Source organism: Pseudomonas sp. GW101-3H06 (assembly GCF_059424605.1).
Genome location: NZ_JBWKZO010000001.1, coordinates 568876 through 587612, shown reverse-complemented (window position 1 = coordinate 587612; position 18737 = coordinate 568876). Strand labels below are relative to the sequence as shown.

The 18737-nt window shown below is 60.0% G+C and carries 15 protein-coding genes; all 15 read right to left on the bottom strand.

Annotated elements, in window-relative coordinates; translation table 11 throughout:
* Window position 1: 1 nt before the first annotated feature.
* On the bottom strand, window positions 2-454 hold the full coding sequence (locus AC07ZE_RS02720; RefSeq protein WP_219739370.1) for a type II secretion system protein M: 453 nt from the start codon (window positions 452-454) through the stop codon (window positions 2-4).
* A complete protein-coding gene (gene gspL / locus AC07ZE_RS02715; protein ID WP_207261000.1) occupies window positions 451-1551 on the bottom strand; it encodes a type II secretion system protein GspL in 1101 nt (366 codons plus the stop codon). Before gspL ends, AC07ZE_RS02720 begins: the two co-directional genes overlap by 4 nt.
* Window positions 1548-2378, bottom strand: a complete 831-nt coding sequence (locus tag AC07ZE_RS02710; protein WP_207260997.1) for a type II secretion system minor pseudopilin — start codon at window positions 2376-2378, stop codon at window positions 1548-1550. The genes gspL and AC07ZE_RS02710 overlap by 4 nt, the downstream gene beginning before the upstream one ends.
* Window positions 2375-2905 carry a type II secretion system protein GspJ gene (locus AC07ZE_RS02705; protein ID WP_207260995.1) on the bottom strand — a complete coding sequence of 177 codons (531 nt, stop codon included), beginning with the start codon at window positions 2903-2905 and terminating at the stop codon, window positions 2375-2377. The genes AC07ZE_RS02710 and AC07ZE_RS02705 overlap by 4 nt, the downstream gene beginning before the upstream one ends.
* Complete coding sequence (gene gspI, locus AC07ZE_RS02700; RefSeq protein WP_207260993.1) at window positions 2898-3281, bottom strand: type II secretion system minor pseudopilin GspI; 384 nt, start codon at window positions 3279-3281, stop codon at window positions 2898-2900. The genes AC07ZE_RS02705 and gspI overlap by 8 nt, the downstream gene beginning before the upstream one ends.
* Entirely contained in the window at window positions 3274-3741 is a 468-nt protein-coding gene (gene gspH, locus AC07ZE_RS02695) for a type II secretion system minor pseudopilin GspH (protein WP_207260982.1), read from the bottom strand. Before gspH ends, gspI begins: the two co-directional genes overlap by 8 nt.
* Before the next feature lie 3 nt (window positions 3742-3744).
* Complete coding sequence (gene gspG / locus AC07ZE_RS02690; protein ID WP_207260972.1) at window positions 3745-4191, bottom strand: type II secretion system major pseudopilin GspG; 447 nt, start codon at window positions 4189-4191, stop codon at window positions 3745-3747.
* Window positions 4192-4194: 3 nt separating this feature from the next.
* Entirely contained in the window at window positions 4195-5400 is a 1206-nt protein-coding gene (gene gspF / locus AC07ZE_RS02685; protein WP_207260961.1) for a type II secretion system inner membrane protein GspF, read from the bottom strand.
* A gap of 2 nt (window positions 5401-5402) precedes the next feature.
* Window positions 5403-6884, bottom strand: coding sequence for a type II secretion system ATPase GspE (gene gspE, locus AC07ZE_RS02680; RefSeq protein WP_207260954.1), 1482 nt, complete (start codon window positions 6882-6884; stop codon window positions 5403-5405).
* On the bottom strand, window positions 6881-8809 hold the full coding sequence (gene gspD / locus AC07ZE_RS02675; protein WP_207260952.1) for a type II secretion system secretin GspD: 1929 nt from the start codon (window positions 8807-8809) through the stop codon (window positions 6881-6883). The genes gspE and gspD overlap by 4 nt, the downstream gene beginning before the upstream one ends.
* An 8-nt stretch (window positions 8810-8817) precedes the next feature.
* Complete coding sequence (locus AC07ZE_RS02670; RefSeq protein ID WP_310650354.1) at window positions 8818-9357, bottom strand: type II secretion system protein N; 540 nt, start codon at window positions 9355-9357, stop codon at window positions 8818-8820.
* A 75-nt stretch (window positions 9358-9432) separates the two neighbouring features.
* Complete coding sequence (gbpA, locus tag AC07ZE_RS02665; protein ID WP_207260938.1) at window positions 9433-10899, bottom strand: N-acetylglucosamine-binding protein GbpA; 1467 nt, start codon at window positions 10897-10899, stop codon at window positions 9433-9435.
* A gap of 292 nt (window positions 10900-11191) precedes the next feature.
* Complete coding sequence (gene hemE / locus AC07ZE_RS02660) at window positions 11192-12259, bottom strand: uroporphyrinogen decarboxylase (protein WP_096513788.1); 1068 nt, start codon at window positions 12257-12259, stop codon at window positions 11192-11194.
* 253 nt (window positions 12260-12512) lie between these two features.
* Window positions 12513-13931, bottom strand: a complete 1419-nt coding sequence (locus AC07ZE_RS02655; protein WP_137804125.1) for an FAD-dependent oxidoreductase — start codon at window positions 13929-13931, stop codon at window positions 12513-12515.
* Between the two features lie 32 nt (window positions 13932-13963).
* On the bottom strand, window positions 13964-18412 hold the full coding sequence (gltB, locus tag AC07ZE_RS02650; protein WP_207260928.1) for a glutamate synthase large subunit: 4449 nt from the start codon (window positions 18410-18412) through the stop codon (window positions 13964-13966).
* Between the last annotated feature and the right edge of the window lie 325 nt (window positions 18413-18737).

Here is an 18737-nt window from a genome sequence, read left to right as displayed (position 1 = left end):
ATCACTGTCTGAGCACCACCTGCGCGTGCAGCACCGTATCGCGCTTTTCCAGAGTCAGAGATCGCAGCGCAACACCCTCGCGCTCGATCTGGTCCAGCCACGACAACAAGGCCTTGGCGTCGCCGCTGAGGGTCAGGCGCAGCAGGTCGGCGTCGGTGTCCATCTGATGCAATTCCAACCCCGCCGTGGCGGCACTTTCGTTGAGGCGCAGCGACAGGGGTTGGTCGGTAGGTTCGGGAACACTGCTATGGGGCCGCGCTCGTTGCAGCAGAGCCGCCAGTGCCAGTTGGTGTTGATACTGGCGCTCGGCGATCGCCAGCCGTTGCTGCACCGGTTGCCAGATCAGATTGAATGCCGCGACGCTCAGGACAAAAACGCCAAGCACCCGCAACGCCCATTGCTCGCGGGCGGACAGACGCTGCCAACGCAGGATCACCGCCTTCCATGGCGTCATACGTCTTGCTCCATGCTCAACGTCGCTTGAACCCGGTCACGATCCTTGCTCGCGTTGTCGACCCGCACAGGCAAGCCTTGCTGTCGCCCGCGCTCGCGAAGCAGTTCCAGCTCGGCAAAGCTGTTGATTGTCAGCTGGATTTTCCAGCCATCGCCATCACGAAACTCGATGCGCTTGACTTCGACAGGGCTGGCGCCGATGACTTGCTCGACCCGTTTGACCAGGCCGGCGATATGACCGCCCCGAGACTGCGTACCCTGGCCTTGCAGTGCCGTGAGTTGCGCAGCGAGGTCGACGATGCGGGTCTGCTCCGGGTACAGCGCCCTGAACTGCTGTTCACTATGGCTGTAGAGCTGGCGACTTTCATTTTCCAGATAGCGGATTCGCGTTTCACTGGCGCCCCAGTTCAGCAGCAACAGCATCAGTATTGCCACCCCTCCAACCCGCCACGGCAGTGGTCTTCGCTTTTTGGCAAAGTCACCGTGCAGCAGGTTGATTGCTTGCCCATGGCCGTCAATCAGCCATTGATCGACATCCCCCTCACGTTCGTCGCGCCATTGTCTGTCCGATGACAACATCGGCCTGATGAGCGCCAATCCGTCGTCTGACAATGTCAGGCGAGCCGCCAGACCGCCGCCCAGTACCCAGCGACCAAACCACCAAACGCCCAGAGCCTGATCCTGCGGCAAGAGATCGGCATCGACAAAAACGGAGCGCACTTGCACACCTGCCTCGGTCAACAATGTAAGCACAGCGGCAAAGCGCTCGCGGCCAATCACCATCACCGGATAGCGCCCTTGCGCATCGCGGGTACCAACGCTCAGATGCAGCTGCTCGAGCGTCTCGCTCAGTTGCTCTTCAATGGCGAATGCGATGGCTTGTGCATTGGGTCGACGGGCGGAAGGCCACGGCTCGCTGCGCAACCAACTGCACAGTTCCATGGGCAACAGCAGGTCGACGGGATTGCCGTTCAGCGTCTGGGCCGCCTGATTCATAGGCATGAGCTGTCGTTGACCCGTCGATGACCACAGGCAGCAGGGCCAGCCGGCCGATGGCGCGGCCAGTCCTTCGGGCGACAGGTAGAGCCAGGTTTTCATGGGGTTTTCTCTTGGGTATTCGATGGCAGCAAACGTCGTTGCAGGACTTTCAGTCGGCGTGTCTTGGGATCGCGTTCGACATCGGTAGCCAGGCGCAGTCCTCTTTGCCCCAGGGTCACCTCAACGGTGATCCGATACCAGCGACTGCCGATGCCCAGGCCATGACTGCTCAAGCCCAGACCCGATAGCAACGGGTCTTGGGTAAAAGCCTGAACGCTTGGCCAGGGGGATTTCGAGCGCTGGCGCAGCAGGTCTTCAGCCAGTACGGGTTCGACGCCATCGAGCGTGCGCAATATCAGCGCCGGTGCCGTATTGATGTTCAACGCCGCGTCCGTGGGCAGCAGGGCGACCCAGGGTTCCAGTTGACGCAGCCGTTCACCATCGACGCCCGCCAGCAAACGCAGCTGACTCAGCTCTCGCAATACGCCTACCTGCTCAAGCGGCAATGGCGGAAGTTGAAGCACACTCAGCAAACGCGCCCAGCGATTGAGCGTGACCTGATCGATCTGGCCCTGATTCAGCAACGCATTAAGATTGAAGCGTCCGGCCAGGTCTTCAATATCAACGTGGATTTGCGCGTTTTCGATATCCAAGCCAGGCGACTGATCAGGGATCGGATCGCTGTTGTTCTGCTGCATCCGCAACCGTGAAATTGCCCAGGCTTCCCCAGCCGCAGCGAGCTGACGCAGGTGCAACTGCTGCAGCTGCTGCCCGCTGCTTTGCAGCAACGAATGATGGCTGCGCAGCACGCCGCCGATGATCAATAGCGCCAGGCTCATGACCAGCAACACGCTGATCAATGCCACGCCACGTTGCCGTGTCTTCATTTTGGTACACCCGGCAACAACAGCACCCGACGGATCGCGTCGAAACGTCCCGCCGAGACTTCCATTTCCAGCGCCAGCGGCGTCTCCACGCGGCCATCGCCACGCCAGCCCACCTGACCGTCGAACAGCCGCCAGCTCAGGTGCCGAACCTCGTCGAGCAGTTTTTGCCGATGCAGGATCAGCGAGCCTTCTCCCTGGCTCTCGCGCCACAGCACGCCGTTGGCGATTCGATAGGTCAGTGCCTGCCGCTCGCTGCGCGGCTGATCCAGCGGATTTCGCCAATTGCTGCGTTGCAAGTGCAACTGCCCTTGATCAAGCACGATGGGTTGTTCGGTGATGTGCAACAGGTCGCGTTCGATCACGGCCACGGCACGTTGCAGGCTTCGCCACTCCCGCTCATGGGTCATGGTGCCCTGTTGCACGCGCGCCACACCGTCGAACAGCGTCCAACTCGCCAGACCCAGCAAGGCGAAGATCGCAATGGCGATCACCAGCTCGATCAAGGTGAACCCGGCCTGTTTATTCATGAGGTCCGAGTATCCAGCCACTGGCGCGATGCACGGTCTGATCGCGCCCGCTCAGGCTGACATCGACATCGACCTTGAACAGGCGTTCGCGGCTTGCCGCCTGGACGTGTTGCCGAACGACCCAATCGCGACGATCCATCCGCACTATCCGCTGAGACTGTCCAATGTCCAGGCCAGGTTGCAGGCGCAGTTCATTCAATCGGTTGTCCGCCACCCACGCCGCGATAAGCCGTTCCTCGAGGTTGCCGGCTTGCTTCACCACGTATTGGCTCGCCGACAGCACCGCTGTCGCCAGGGTCGCGAAAATTGCCAGCGACACCATGATTTCCAACAAGGTGAAGCCACCCATGGGCGGTACGAAAGACGGCTTAGCCATCGATCCGCACCTCGCCGATACCATCGCTGGACAGGGTCAACCAGCTTCGGCCCCCGGTTTCGAACGTCAAGGTGAACACGCTGGTTTCATCGCTGCTGAGCATCAACAGCTGAGGAGGTCCTTCGTCAGCACCCAAACTCACGAAATACCCGTCGTGATCCAGTCGTGGGCGCAAGTCATCGGGCCATCGATAGAACGCCGTCACCGGTTCCCAGCCGCGCCTGTCAAGCCGCATTGCCCGGTAACCGTCGGTGCTCAACCGTACACCGTACTCCTGACTCTCGAGCACCGCCCGCTCACGCAACTGTCGAATCATCCCCGCGAGGGCTTGCGCTTCTTGGCTGGCCTGACGTGCCGGGTTCATGCCGGTGGCAAAGCTCACCATGCCCACCAGCACACCGATCAACACGATCACGATCATCAATTCCAGCAAGGTAAACCCCCGACAGCGACGCGGCATGCATCACCCCCCGTTGCCGATGTCGGCCGCGTGCCCTTCGCCACCCACCACGCCATCGGAACCGAGGGAGTACAGGTCGTAGGTGCCATCGACCGATTTCACACCGGGGTTGAGGTATTGATAAGGGGTACCCCACGGATCCACGGGCAGGCTTTTCAGGTAACCCTGAGGATTCCAGTTACGCGCCGCCGGCAACCCGGAAGGACGTTTGTGCAACGCCTCCAGTCCCTGCTGCGTCGAGGGGTACTGGAAGTTGTCGAGGCGATACATTTCCAGAGCAGTGGCGATGGCCTGGATATCGGTTTTGGCCGCCGTGACTTTGGCCTGATCAGGACGGCTCATGAACTGGGGCACCACGATGGCCCCCAGGATGCCGATGATGACGACCACCACCATGATTTCGATCAGGGTAAAACCACGCTGGGAAGCGCTGTGACGTAAAGCGTTCATGGGTCAATTCACCAATTGGTTGAGGCTGAGAATGGGTAGCAGGATGGCCAGGACGATCAGCAGCACAATGGCGCCCATCAGCACGAGCATGGCCGGCTCGAACAGGCTCACCACCAGGGAAATGCGCGCCGCCAGGCTGTTTTCCTGTTGTTCGGCGGCGCGGGCCAGCATGCGGTCGAGTTCTCCGGCCCGTTCGCCGCTGGCGATCATGTGCAGCATCATCGGCGGGATGTCGCCGCTCAATTCCAGGCCTCGGGTCAAGGTGCCACCCTCGCGGACCGAGCGGGCGACATCGGCCATGCGCGCACGAATGGTCAGGTTGCCAATGACGGCGGCGGCGATTTCCAGCGCGTCGACCAAAGGCACCGCACTTTTGCCGAGGATCGCCAGCGTGCTGGCAAACCGCGCCGCTTCGATGGCCCGTAGCACTTCGCCAATCACCGGAAGCTTCAACACCAGACGATGCCAGCGCAGCCGCCCTGCCGGCTGGCGAAGGCTCCAGCGCCAGAGGCTGATCAGCATGGCCAAGCCGCCTATCAGCAGCAGCCCATGATTGCGCAAGCCGTCGCTCACGCTGATCAACGCCATGGTCAGCCAAGGCAATGCCTGGCCACTGTCGACGAAAATCTTCACCACGTCCGGCACTACATAACCGAGCAGAAAGCCGACGATCACCACGCTGGTCAGCATCAGGATCAACGGGTACACCAGGGCCATCTGGATTTTCTGTCGCGAGGCCTGACGCGCCTGCGTGTAAGCCGCTAGCTGCTCAAGCACATCACCCAAATGACCGGAGCGCTCACCGGCAGCAACGGTGGCACGAAACAATTCGGGAAACGCTTTGGGAAACAGACCCAACGCTGTGGAAAGGGCATGGCCTTCCATCACCCGACTGCGGACCGCCGATAACAGACCGATAACCTTTCGTTTGGCACTCTGTTTCGCTACCGCCTCAAGGGCTTCCTCAAGCGGCAGACCGGCTTGAACGAGGGTGGACAGTTGCAACGTCAACAGCGCCAGGTCCGCGGCACTGAGGCCTGCGCTGCGTCGCTGCGTTCCCTCGTCGCCACCCCTGGTTTCATGCAATTGGCGCGGCCATAAGCCTTGCTCACGCATCAGCTGCCGGGCATGACGCGGGCTATCCGCCTCAAGCCGGCCCTTGCAACGTCGGCCCTTTGCATCATCAGCGCGGTAATCGAACGTCGGCATGCCTAGTCCTCCTGAGTCACGCGCAGTAACTCATCGAGACTGGTCACGCCGTCCAGCACCCGTTGGCGGCCATCCTGAAACAGGCTGCGTGATACCTTGCGCGTTTCACCCATCAACGCCTGCTCACTGGCGCCTTGATGAATCAGCGTCGAGACGACAGGCGTCACCTCGATCAGCTCATAGATCCCGATCCGCCCGCGATAACCGTGCTGACACTGATCGCACCCCACCGCTCGGAACAGCATCGGCGGTGACGCCGAGTCGAGCCCCAGCCGCTGGCACGCCGCTGCATCCGCGCAGTACGACACCTTGCAATGACCACACAACCTGCGCAGTAAACGCTGGGCCAGAATGCCCACCAAAGACGACGCCAGCAGATAGGCATCGACGCCCATGTCCACCAAACGCGTCACCGCGCCGACCGCACTGTTGGTGTGTAAGGTCGAAAGCACCAAATGCCCGGTCAGCGAAGCCTGGACGGCAATTTCCGCAGTCTCGCGGTCGCGGATTTCACCGACCATCACCACGTCCGGATCCTGTCGCAGAATCGCCCGCAAACCTCGAGCGAAAGTCATGTCGACCTTTGGATTGACCGGCATCTGGCCGATCCCCGGCAAGTGGTATTCGATGGGATCTTCGACCGTAAGAATGTTGCGGGTCTGATCGTTCAGACTGCTCAGCGCGGCATACAGACTGGTGGTTTTCCCGGAGCCGGTGGGTCCGGTAACCAGCAGGATGCCATGGGGTTTGCCCAGCAATCGGCGCAACGCCGCGAGGATGTCGTCCGGCATGCCCAGGCGCTGCAATTCCAGGCGTCCGGCCTGTTTATCGAGCAACCGCAACACCACCCTTTCTCCGTGCGCCGAAGGCAGCGTTGAGACTCGCACATCGACTTCATGCCCTGCCAGCCGCAGGGCCATCCGTCCGTCCTGGGGAATTCGCTTTTCCGCGATGTCCAGCCGCGCCATGACTTTGATCCGCGACACCAGCAGCGTCGCCAGTTCGCGTCTTGGCCGAAGCATTTCACGCAACTGCCCGTCGATGCGCATGCGCACCGACAAGTACTGCTCGAAGGTTTCCAGATGCACGTCGGACGCATGCTCGCGTACAGCCTCGCTGAGCAACGCATTGATCAGACGGATGATCGGCGCATCACCCTGTTGCTCCAGCAGGTCGGCGGTTTTTGGTACCTGGTCCACCAGGCTCAACAGGTCAAGCTCTTCGTCCAGCCCTTGTGCAACCTGCTCGGCGGCGCTCTGCCCTTCGCGATACGCAGCCGCCAGCCGAGCCGCAAACACCTCGGGTTGCAGCAATCGCAGCCGTAGATCCTGGCCACACACGCGACGCGCCTCGGCCACGGCGGTGAGCGGCGTATCGGTGCATATCACCAAGGTCCATTCATCGTCCTCGCGCTCCAGCAGGACACCAAACCTGCGGGCAAACCCGAAAGGCAGCGGCTCGCAAATTACGCTCGAGTCAGTCATGGTGCATTCGGCGCCGGCTGGCGCAAGTCGAGCAGCGGCGCATCGGACACCGGCTCGAACAACTGACGCGCATCGGCGGGAAGGAGCAACGAGTTGTTGTCCCGCGCCCCGCGCTGACTCAGGTCACGCAGCGCGTTGTAACGCTGCTGGCTGACGTCGGTCAGGTCTTCCTTGCTGCGCACGATGGTCGGCCGCAAAAACACCATCAGATTGCTCTTGGTCTGGGTGTCGCGGGTCCAGCGGAACAGGGCGCCGAGGTATGGAATGTCGCGCAGCAGCGGCACCCCGCTTTTCTGGGTGCGCACGCTATCGCGGATCAGGCCGCCAATCACGATGATTTCGCCATCGTCAGCCAGGATGGTGCTCTTGAGCGCCCGTTTGTTGGTGATCAGGTCAGAGGAATCAATGCCCGATACCGAAGGCGCAATGTCCGACACCTCTTGCTCGACTTCCAGGCGCAGGCTGGAGCCGTCGTTGATATAAGGCTTGATCTTCAGGCTGATGCCCACATCCTTGCGTTCGACCGTGGTAAACGGATTGTCCGCGCCGCTGCTGTTGGTGGCGTAGGAACCGGTTTTGAACGGTACGTTCTGACCAACGATGATTTCTGCTTCCTGATTGTCCAGGGTCAGAAGACTCGGCGTGGAGAGCAGATTGCTGCGGGTGTTGCTGGCCAGGGCAGAAATCAACGCACCGAAACGGTCACCGCCCAGCTGCAGAATTGCGCCTTCCGGCGCCGATTTTTTCTCGTCGAATTTCAGTCCGCCGACGATGGGAATATCAGTGCCGGGGAAGTTGATGAAACCCTTGGCATCACCGGTGTTAATGCCCCATTGCACACCCACCGCTTCGGCGATGTCCCCGGAAATTTCGACGATGGCGGCATGGATCAGCACTTGCGCCCGAGGCTGATCCAGCTGTCGCACGATGCTTTCGATGATCTTGACTTGCGCTGGCTCGGCCATCAGCACCAGCGCATTCTGGCTTTCGTCGGCCTTGATCATGAAGGTCGTACCAGAGGACGCTTCCTTCACGCCAGCAAGGGTCGCAGGTGCCTTTCTGCCCTGCCCCATGGATTCCAGAATCTCGGCCAGTTGCCCGGCATCACTATGGCGCAGGCGCAGCACACGGGCGTTATCAGGACTCGCCGTGGCACGGATGTCTAGACCGCGAGCAAGCTCGGTCAAGCGTTGGCGAACTGCAGGGGGGCCGATAAGGATCAGACGGTTGGTCCGATTGTCGGCCAGAACCTGGATCGCGGTGTCGGCGTTGCGTTTGCCTAGAGAAGCCCCCATCAACGACGCCACATCGCCGGCTTGGGCGTGCTGCAATTGAACCACCGCATGCATGTCGCCCTGCCCGGAGTCCAGTTGCCGAACCACTCGGGCAATGCGTTGAACATTGGCGGCCGTGTCCGTCACCACCAGCGCATTGGCCGACACTGACGGGCCGACATAGCCGTTGACCGAGATCAGCGGTCGCACCAGTCCGGCGATGTCTGCGGCGCTGCTGGTATTGAGCTCGATGACCCGGGTGACAAATTGCGAGGCGGTGACGTTTTTTGCGGACCCGCTGCCGGCACGGGTTTTAGCTTCTGCCACTGGCGTAATCAGAATCCGGTCACCCTCGTCGATCACCGTGAAGTTGTGGGCATCGAGCACCGAATAGAACAACCGGCGAACGCCTTCGCGATCAAGGGCCTGGCGAGACATCACGGTGATGCGCCCGGAGACTCTGGGGTCCAGCACCACAGTGATCCCGAGAATGGACGAAATTTCTTCGACGATGTCGCGCAACTCGGCGTTGTTCATCGCCAACTGCCATTTCTCTTGCTCGGCCTGCAACGTGCCCGGCAAGGTCGCTGCTGACAGTACGGCAAGAAGAAGCATGGAGCGCAGGAGCTGCGCGCCAATGAAACTGTTCATGAATTCGATCACTCTGACGGCCCAGTGAGCGGGCGTAGATAACGTGCGGAAGCGGTTGGAGCCTTTACGTTGACTGAGGCTTCGAATGGGTGCAGAAAAGGTGTGGCGTGCGATTGCAGCGTCAGCCGTTCTTCACGGCCCTTGTTCCATAACAGCACTTGATTAGCCTCGACTCGACGCAGAACGCTTCCCCCCGGCAATCGCTCGCCTACCTGATAGAGACGCGGACCTTGAGCGTCGGCCAGCAACGCTTTGGACAATCCATTGCTGACGACAAAACTGGCCTGCAAGGTGAACGGTTCGGTACTGACCTGCGGCGTGGCCTCACTCGCCAAACCAAACACCATCGCCACCCCTGTCGCATCCAGTGGCATACGCTCAGGTGAGGGTGTCGTCGCCGCTACGACCGATGAAGGTCGAGGTAGCTGCTCACGAAAGTGCCACTCCTGCCACACCACAAACACAGTGCAGCCCACCGATAAAACCAACAGGCCAACCACGTTCATTTGCCGGACGAAAAGGATCACCACCTTCAGTGAAAAATTCACGACGGGTTACTCGATGTTCAATAGGGATTTCAACCTTCAGGCAACCCTTCACGGGCTGCCTGAAGTGGCGCGGACTTAAATCTTGTTCCAGGCCATGTGCCAATGCGCACCAATGCCTGGTTCAAAACCGTTGGCGGTGGGGCTGTATTGCTTGCAATAGCCCGATTCAGGGAACGGCTTGCATTCAAAGACTTCGTTGGTCTTCGGTTGCAGCACTTTGGTGCCCGCCTTGTAGTCACTGAGACCTTCAGGGAACACAAAGTCATAGTCGGCACCGGCGCCTTCACCGGTCAGGTTGGTAGTCTGGGTATCCTGGCGTGTAGTGCGGCCATCCAGAGTAGTGCCGACCAGTGTCAGGGTGTGCTTGCCAGGATTACTGCGAACATCCATGACGAGATTGGTAATGCCGCTTTCCGCACGTGCCGCCGTAGATCCGACCGGCTTGTTTTTCTCGTCGAACAAGGTCGCTTCAACGTTCATCTGGCGGTTGGAGATCATGCTGAAGTCGACCTTGACCAGACCTTTTTCCAACACGTATTCGGCTTGCTGGGAGGCTACCGACATGCGCGCAGCAGCGTCTTCTTTCATGTCCAGCTGAACTTCGTAACGGGCTACGCCGCTCTCTTTTTGAGCGTACAAGCTATTGTTGCCCTTGACCGGTTCGATGGCGCCGTTTTCATCACGAACGCCAGCGCGGATGAGGGTGTGAGCCTTGTTGATGGCCTCTGCCAGCTTGAACGACCAGTTGTTCGGCAAACCTTGTTCAGCGGTATCGATGGAAATTTCAACGCTGTATTGCGGGTTTTCGCCGTTGGCCGAGAATGCGCGGGCCTTGACCTTGTCGCCGACCAGTAACTGAGTCGAAGGCGCAATGCTGCCCACGGAGGACCAGCCACCCGGCAGCTCCGGTTCCGCCAGAATGTTCACGTCCGCGGCGTTGTAAAACGCTGCATCGGTGTCGCCGACGGTCCAGATTGCAAGAATCACATGCTGACCGGATTTGTCGGCCGGAATGGTGCAATTGTGTTTGTCGCTGTTGGATGGTTTCTGATTGCCACCGTCTACAGTGCAGAACGGCGTGCTTTCGAAAGTGGCGCGCTTGAGGGATTCGTTCGGGTTCCAGCCGTTGCGGGTAATGAAGTACTCATGTTTGGTCGCAGGGTGCACCGCCGTGTAATGCCATTGGAAATCGATGGTGCGGTCCTTGATTTCCGTCAGATGCCACCGTGTGGCGGACTGTGCGTCCAGAGCGGAGAACAACGAGTGACCGCCGCTCGGAATTTTGCCGTCAACCGGTCCTTGCAACGGAGCACCACCCGTACCGGCCGGGAAACCTTTAAAAGTCTCACCGACACTTTGCGGTTCGTATTGCGCACCACCACAGTTGGTATTCAAGCCTTTCTGGCAAAGCAGCGCACGCGAGGGCGGCACTTCCAGATAGCCATGAGCAGAAGCACCTTGAGACGCCAACATTGTCGATAACAGGATCATTGAAGAAGTGCAGACAGCTAACGCACTTCCCTTGTAAGAAGTATTTTTCATCACATGAGTTCCGGACTACATATCGAAGAGTAAGGCGCGAATTACTGGCGCCGATGTTTGCGATATTGCTCAGCACCGGGCTGGGCAAGGGTCCGAAACCTTACTTGGATGAATGAGTTTTCTATGTAGGGAAAGTCCCTGCTTACAGCAGGAAAAGTCTCTCTACTTCTGTATCCGACAACGGATTAGAAAATCTCTCACAGGATGCGACATCAACTAAACATAAAGTTGAATGGCATAAAAAAGCCTGTCCGGCAGCGGGCCGAACAGGCTTTTCTACAATTCAAGAATTTTACTCGTGATACTGCGCCGACAACTCATGTACCGCGCGCAGGAAAGCACCGGCGTGCTCCGGGTCGACTTCCGGTGTGATGCCATGGCCCAGGTTGAACACGTGGCCGCTGCCCTTGCCATAGCTGGCAAGGATGCGGCCGACTTCGGCGCGGATCGCTTCAGGCTTGGCGTAAAGCACGGTCGGGTCCATGTTGCCTTGCAACGCGACTTTACTGCCGACGCGCTCACGGGCGTTGCCGATATCGCATGTCCAGTCCAGACCCAAGGCATCTGCACCAGCATCGGCGATGCTTTCCAGCCACAGGCCGCCGTTCTTGGTGAACAGGATCACCGGCACCTTGCGACCTTCGTGCTCGCGGATCAGGCCGCTGACGATTTTGCGCATGTAGGCCAGGGAGAACTCCTGGTAGGCCGCCGCTGACAGATTGCCGCCCCAGGTGTCGAAAATCTGCACCGCTTGCGCGCCGGCCAGGATCTGGCCGTTGAGGTAGCTGGTGACCGACTGCGCGAGTTTATCCAGCAGCAGGTGCATGGCTTGTGGGTTGTCGTAGAGCATGGCCTTCGTCTTGCGGAAGTCTTTCGACGAGCCGCCTTCGACCATGTAGGTGGCCAGGGTCCATGGGCTGCCGGAGAAGCCGATCAGCGGCACACGACCATTGAGTTCGCGGCGGATGGTGCTGACAGCGTCCATCACGTAGCCCAGGTCTTTCTGCGGATCGGGAATCGGCAGGGCTTCGATGTCGGCCAGGGTACTGACGACTTTTTTGAAGCGCGGACCTTCACCGGTTTCGAAGTACAGGCCTTGGCCCATGGCATCCGGGATGGTGAGGATGTCGGAGAAGAGGATCGCCGCATCCAGCTGTGGATAACGGTCGAGCGGCTGCATCGTGACTTCGCAAGCGAACGCCGGGTTCATGCACAAGCTCATGAAATCACCGGCCTTGGCGCGGCTGGCGCGGTATTCCGGCAGGTAGCGGCCGGCTTGACGCATCATCCACACAGGGGTGACGTCTACGGGTTGCTTGAGCAGTGCGCGCAGGAAACGGTCGTTCTTCAGGGCAGTCATGTCGGCATCCGGAAAAAAAGTGCGGGCATTTTCTCAGAGCTCGACGCAAAAGGCACGGCAAGCGCCGCACCTTTTGTCTATCGGGTCAATTTGTCGCGGGGGAAAACGGTCTTCGCAACACCACAAAACCATTGTGGGAGCGAGCCTGCTCGCGAAGAGGGCATCAGATTCAACATCTCTATTGACTGATCCACCGCCTTCGCGAGCAGGCTCGCTCCCACAGGTTTACTGCATTTCAGTTTGGAATCGCAGTTTAGACGCCCAGGTAATCCAGGATCCCTTCAGCCGCATTACGGCCTTCGAAGATCGCCGTCACCACCAGATCGGAACCGCGCACCATGTCGCCACCGGCGAAGATTTTCGGGTTGCTGGTCTGGTGCTTGTACTGACCTTGTTCCGGTGCCACGACGCGGCCCTGGCTGTCGGTCTGGATGCTGAACTGCTCGAACCACGGCGCCGGGCTCGGACGGAAACCGAAGGCGATGACCACGGCGTCTGCCGGGATGATCTCTTCGGAGCCCGGGATCGGCTCGGGGCTTCGACGGCCACGGGCGTCCGGTTCGCCAAGGCGGGTCTCGACCACCTTCACGCCTTCGACCTTGTCTTCACCAACGATGGCGATCGGTTGGCGGTTGTAGAGGAATTTCACGCCTTCTTCCTTGGCGTTCTTCACCTCTTTGCGCGAGCCCGGCATGTTCGCTTCGTCACGACGATAGGCACAGGTCACCGATTTGGCACCCTGGCGGATCGAAGTCCGGTTGCAGTCCATGGCCGTGTCGCCACCACCGAGTACCACGACCTTCTTGCCTTTCATGTCGACGAAATCTTCCGGCGACTTTTCAAAGCCCAGGTTGCGGTTGACGTTGGCGATCAGGAAATCCAGCGCGTCATACACGCCCGGCAGATCCTCACCGGCAAAGCCGCCTTTCATGTAGGTGTAGGTGCCCATGCCCATGAACACGGCATCGTATTCTTCGAGCAGTTGCTCCATGGTCACATCCTTGCCCACCTCGGTGTTGAGGCGGAACTCGATGCCCATGCCGGTGAAGACTTCGCGGCGATTGCTCAGCACGGTCTTTTCCAGCTTGAACTCGGGGATGCCAAAGGTCAGCAGGCCGCCGATTTCCGGGTTCTTGTCGAACACCACCGGCGTCACGCCACCGCGCACCAGCACGTCGGCACAGCCCAGGCCCGCAGGACCTGCCCCGATGATGGCGACACGCTTGCCGGTCGGTTTGACCCTGGACATGTCCGGGCGCCAGCCCATGGCGAACGCGGTGTCGGTGATGTACTTCTCCACCGAACCGATGGTCACCGCGCCGAAGCCGTCGTTGAGGGTGCAGGCACCCTCGCACAGACGGTCCTGCGGGCACACCCGGCCGCAAACTTCCGGCAAGGTGTTGGTCTGGTGCGACAGCTCGGCGGCGGCGAGGATGTTGCCCTCCGCCACCAGTTTCAGCCAGTTGGGAATGAAGTTGTGCACCGGGCACTTCCATTCGCAATACGGGTTACCGCAGCCCAGGCAGCGGTGGGCCTGATCGGCCGACTGCTGGGGTTTGAACGGTTCGTAGATTTCCACGAACTCTTTCTTGCGTTGACGCAACAGTTTCTTCTTCGGATCCTTGCGCCCGACCTCGATGAACTGGAAGTCATTATTCAGACGTTCAGCCATTTTAAAACCTCATCAAACTCTTCAGGCGCATATCACTGCGGGTTGGCACGGGTGCTGGAAAGCAACGATTTCAGGGAGGCAGCCTTGGGCTTGACCAACCAGAAACGACGCACGTAATCATCGAGGTTCTCGGCGAGTTCACGACCCCACTCGCTGTCGGTTTCCTCGACGTACTCGTTCAGCACGCGTTGCAGATGGCTACGGTAGGCTTCCATCGCCTCGCCGCTGATACGCTGGATTTCCACCAGTTCGTGGTTGACCCGGTCAACGAAGGTGTTGTCCTGGTCGAGCACGTAGGCGAAACCACCGGTCATGCCAGAGCCGAAGTTGTAACCGGTCTTGCCCAAGACGCAGACGAAACCACCGGTCATGTACTCGCAGCAGTGATCGCCAGTGCCTTCCACCACGGTGTGGGCACCGGAGTTACGCACGGCGAAACGCTCGCCCGCGGTGCCGGCGGCGAACAGCTTGCCGCCCGTGGCGCCGTACAGGCAGGTGTTGCCGATGATGGCACTGTCCTGAGTCTTGTACACGCTGCCCTTGGGCGGAACGATGACCAGTTTGCCGCCGGTCATGCCCTTACCAACGTAGTCGTTGGCATCGCCTTCCAGGTACATGTTCAGGCCACCGGCGTTCCACACACCGAAGCTCTGGCCAGCCGTGCCCTTGAAGCGGAAGGTGATGGGCGCATTGGCCATGCCCTGGTTGCCGTGTTTGCGGGCGATTTCGCCGGAGATCCGCGCGCCGATGGAACGGTCGCAGTTGCAGATATCCAGCTCGAACTCAGCGCCGCTCAGGTCGTTGATTGCCGAGGTGGCCATGTCGACCATTTTCTCGGCCAGCAGGCCCTTGTCGAACGGTGGGTTGCGCTCGACGCCACAGAACTGAGGCTTGTCTGCCGGCACGTGATCGCTGCCCAGCAACGGGGTCAGGTCCAGGTGATGCTGCTTGGCGGTCTGGCCTTCGAGCACTTCCAGCAGATCGGTACGGCCGATCAGCTCTTCAAGGGAGCGCACGCCCAGCTTGGCCAGCCACTCACGGGTTTCTTCGGCGACGTAGGTGAAGAAATTCACCACCATGTCGACGGTACCGATGTAGTGATCCTTGCGCAGCTTCTCGTTCTGAGTCGCAACGCCGGTGGCGCAGTTGTTCAGGTGGCAGATGCGCAGGTATTTGCACCCCAGGGCGATCATCGGCGCGGTGCCAAAGCCGAAGCTTTCAGCGCCGAGGATGGCCGCCTTGATCACGTCGAGGCCGGTTTTCAAGCCACCGTCGGTCTGCACCCGGACTTTGCCGCGCAGATCATTGCCGCGCAGGGTCTGGTGGGTTTCGGCCAGGCCGAGCTCCCACGGAGCGCCCGCGTATTTGATCGAGGTCAGCGGCGAAGCACCGGTGCCGCCGTCGTAGCCGGAAATGGTGATCAGGTCGGCATAGGCCTTGGCCACACCGGCGGCGATGGTGCCGACGCCCGCTTCTGCTACCAGCTTCACCGAGACCAGCGCCTTCGGGTTGACTTGTTTCAGGTCGAAAATCAGCTGCGACAAGTCTTCGATCGAGTAGATGTCGTGGTGCGGCGGTGGCGAAATCAGGGTCACGCCCGGTACCGCGTAACGCAGCTTGGCGATCAGACCGTTGACCTTGCCGCCTGGCAGTTGACCACCTTCGCCGGGCTTGGCGCCCTGGGCGACCTTGATCTGCAGCACTTCGGCGTTGACCAGGTACTCCGGGGTCACACCGAAACGGCCGGTGGCAACCTGCTTGATTTTCGAGCTCTTGATGGTGCCGTAGCGCGCCGGGTCTTCGCCGCCTTCGCCGGAGTTGGAACGCGCACCGAGGCGGTTCATGGCCTCGGCCAGGGCTTCGTGAGCTTCCGGCGACAGGGCGCCCAGCGAGATACCGGCGGAGTCGAAGCGCTTGAGCACCGATTCCAGCGGCTCGATCTCACTCATGTCCAGAGGTGTGTCGAGGGTTTTGACTTTGAGCAAGTCGCGGATCATCGACACCGGGCGGTTGTCCACCAGCGACGTGTATTCCTTGAACTTGCTGTAGTCGCCCTGCTGCACCGCGGCTTGCAGGGTGTTGACCACGTCCGGGTTGTACGCGTGATATTCGCCACCGTGGACGAACTTCAGCAGGCCGCCTTGCTGGATCGGCTTGCGCGGGCTCCAGGCTTCGGTGGCCAGGGCTTTCTGCTCGGCTTCGATGTCGACGAAACGCGCACCCTTGATGCGGCTCGGTACGCCACGGAAGCTCAGGTTGCAGACTTCCTCGGACAGGCCGATGGCTTCGAACAGCTGTGCACCACGGTACGAGGTGATGGTCGAAATGCCCATCTTCGACAGGATCTTGAGCAGGCCTTTGGTGATGCCCTTGCGGTAGTTCTTGAACACCTCATAGAGGTCGCCCAGCACTTCACCGGTGCGGATCAGGTCGCCCAGCACTTCATAAGCCAGGAACGGATAAACCGCCGAGGCGCCGAAACCGATCAGCACCGCGAAGTGATGTGGATCACGAGCGGTCGCGGTTTCCACCAGGATGTTGGAATCGCAACGCAGGCCTTTTTCGGTCAGGCGGTGGTGTACCGCACCGGTCGCCAGGGACGCGTGGATCGGCAGTTTGCCCGGGGCAATGTGACGGTCACTGAGCACGACCTGAGTACGACCGGCGCGTACGGCTTCTTCAGCCTGGTCGGCAACGTTGCGGATCGCCGCCTCGAGGCCGACGCTTTCGTCGTAGTTGAGGTCAATGATCGCGCGCTCGAAGCCCGGACGATCGAGGTTCATCAACGAACGCCACTTGGCCGGGGAAATGACCGGCGAGCTGAGGATCACGCGCGAAGCGTGTTCCGGCGACTCCTGGAAGATGTTGCGCTCGGCACCGAGGCAGATCTCCAGCGACATGACGATGGCTTCACGCAGCGGGTCGATCGGCGGGTTGGTGACCTGCGCGAACTGCTGGCGGAAATAGTCGTACGGCGTGCGCACGCGCTGGGACAGCACGGCCATCGGCGTGTCGTCGCCCATGGAACCCACGGCTTCGTAGCCTTGTTCGCCGAGCGGACGCAACACCTGGTCGCGCTCTTCGAAGGTGACCTGGTACATCTTCATGTATTGCTTGAGCTGATCGACGTCGTAGAACGCCGAACCGTGGTCGTTGTCTTCCATGGTCGCCTGGATGCGCAGGGCATTCTTGCGCAGCCATTGCTTGTACGGATGACGGGACTTCAGGCGGTTGTCGATCGCATCGGTATCGAGGATCTGACCGGTTTCGGTGTCCACGGCAAAGATCTGGCCCGGGCCAACGCGACCTTTGGCAATCACGTCTTCAGGCTGGTAGTTCCAGACACCGATTTCCGACGCCAGGGTGATGAAACCGTTCTTGGTGGTGACCCAACGCGCCGGACGCAGACCGTTACGGTCGAGCAGGCACACCGCGTAGCGACCGTCGGTCATTACCACGCCGGCCGGACCGTCCCACGGTTCCATGTGCATCGAGTTGTACTCGTAGAACGCACGCAGATCCGGGTCCATGGTTTCGACGTTCTGCCACGCGGGCGGAATGATCATCCGCACGCCACGGAACAGGTCGATGCCACCGGTGACCATCAGCTCGAGCATGTTGTCCATGCTGGATGAGTCGGAACCGACACGGTTGACCAGCGGACCGAGCTCTTCGAGATCGGGCATCAGGTCGTTGGCGAACTTGGTGCGACGGGCCACGGCCCAGTTGCGATTGCCGGTGATGGTGTTGATCTCGCCGTTGTGCGCCAGGAAGCGGAACGGTTGAGCCAGCGGCCATTTCGGCAGGGTATTGGTGGAGAAGCGCTGGTGGAACACGCAGATGGCGGTTTTCAGGCGCTCATCGCTCAGGTCTGGATAGAAGGCGGTCAAATCCGCCGGCATCATCAGGCCTTTGTAAATGATGGTCTTGTGGGAAAAGCTGCAGATGTAGTGATCGACGTCGGCAGCGTTGGCCACGGACGATTTACGACGCGAACTGAACAGCTTGATCGCCATTTCCTGGTCGCTCAGACCTTCACCGCCGATGAACACTTGCTCGATCTGCGGCAGGCGCTCAAGGGCCAGGCGGCCGAGGACGCTGGTGTCGATCGGCACTTTTCGCCAGCCGACCAACTGCAGGCCGGCGGCCAGAATCTCGCGGTTCATGTTCGCGCGAGCGGCTTCGGCTTTGACCGGGTCCTGGTTGAAGAAGACCATGCCCACGGCATATTGCTTGGGCATTTCGACGCCGAACGTTTCCTGGGCGATAGCTCGCAGGAACACGTCCGGCTTTTGAATCAGCAGACCGCAACCGTCACCGGTCTTGCCGTCGGCATTAATCCCACCGCGGTGGGTCATGCAGGTCAGGGCCTCGATGGCCGTTTGCAAAAGGGTATGACTGGGCTCGCCCTGCATATGGGCAATCAGGCCGAAACCGCAGTTATCCTTGAATTCATCTGGTTGGTACAGACCTGCTTTCATAGACACTTTCTCACCAGGCTGCCTCTTGTCGAGGCAAATTTCTTTTCAATTCAACCACTTGCCATCCGCGCCGAACGTACGCCAGCTTTGCGGGGACAAAAGGGAGGTCATTGTACACACCGACACTTGGCCCCACAAATTTGACGACGAAATGTCGCAAATCTATGTCGCATTTGTGAAAGGTTTAAAGCGATCTGCTGTGCTAGTCAAAACTTTTTTAATTTTGACCGCAACGACTCAAAGACTACTGTGACGCAGACACCACAACGCACGCGCCCCGAAGGTCGCATGCGTTGCAGAAATTTTGAGGTGCCGGGAGAGAGGC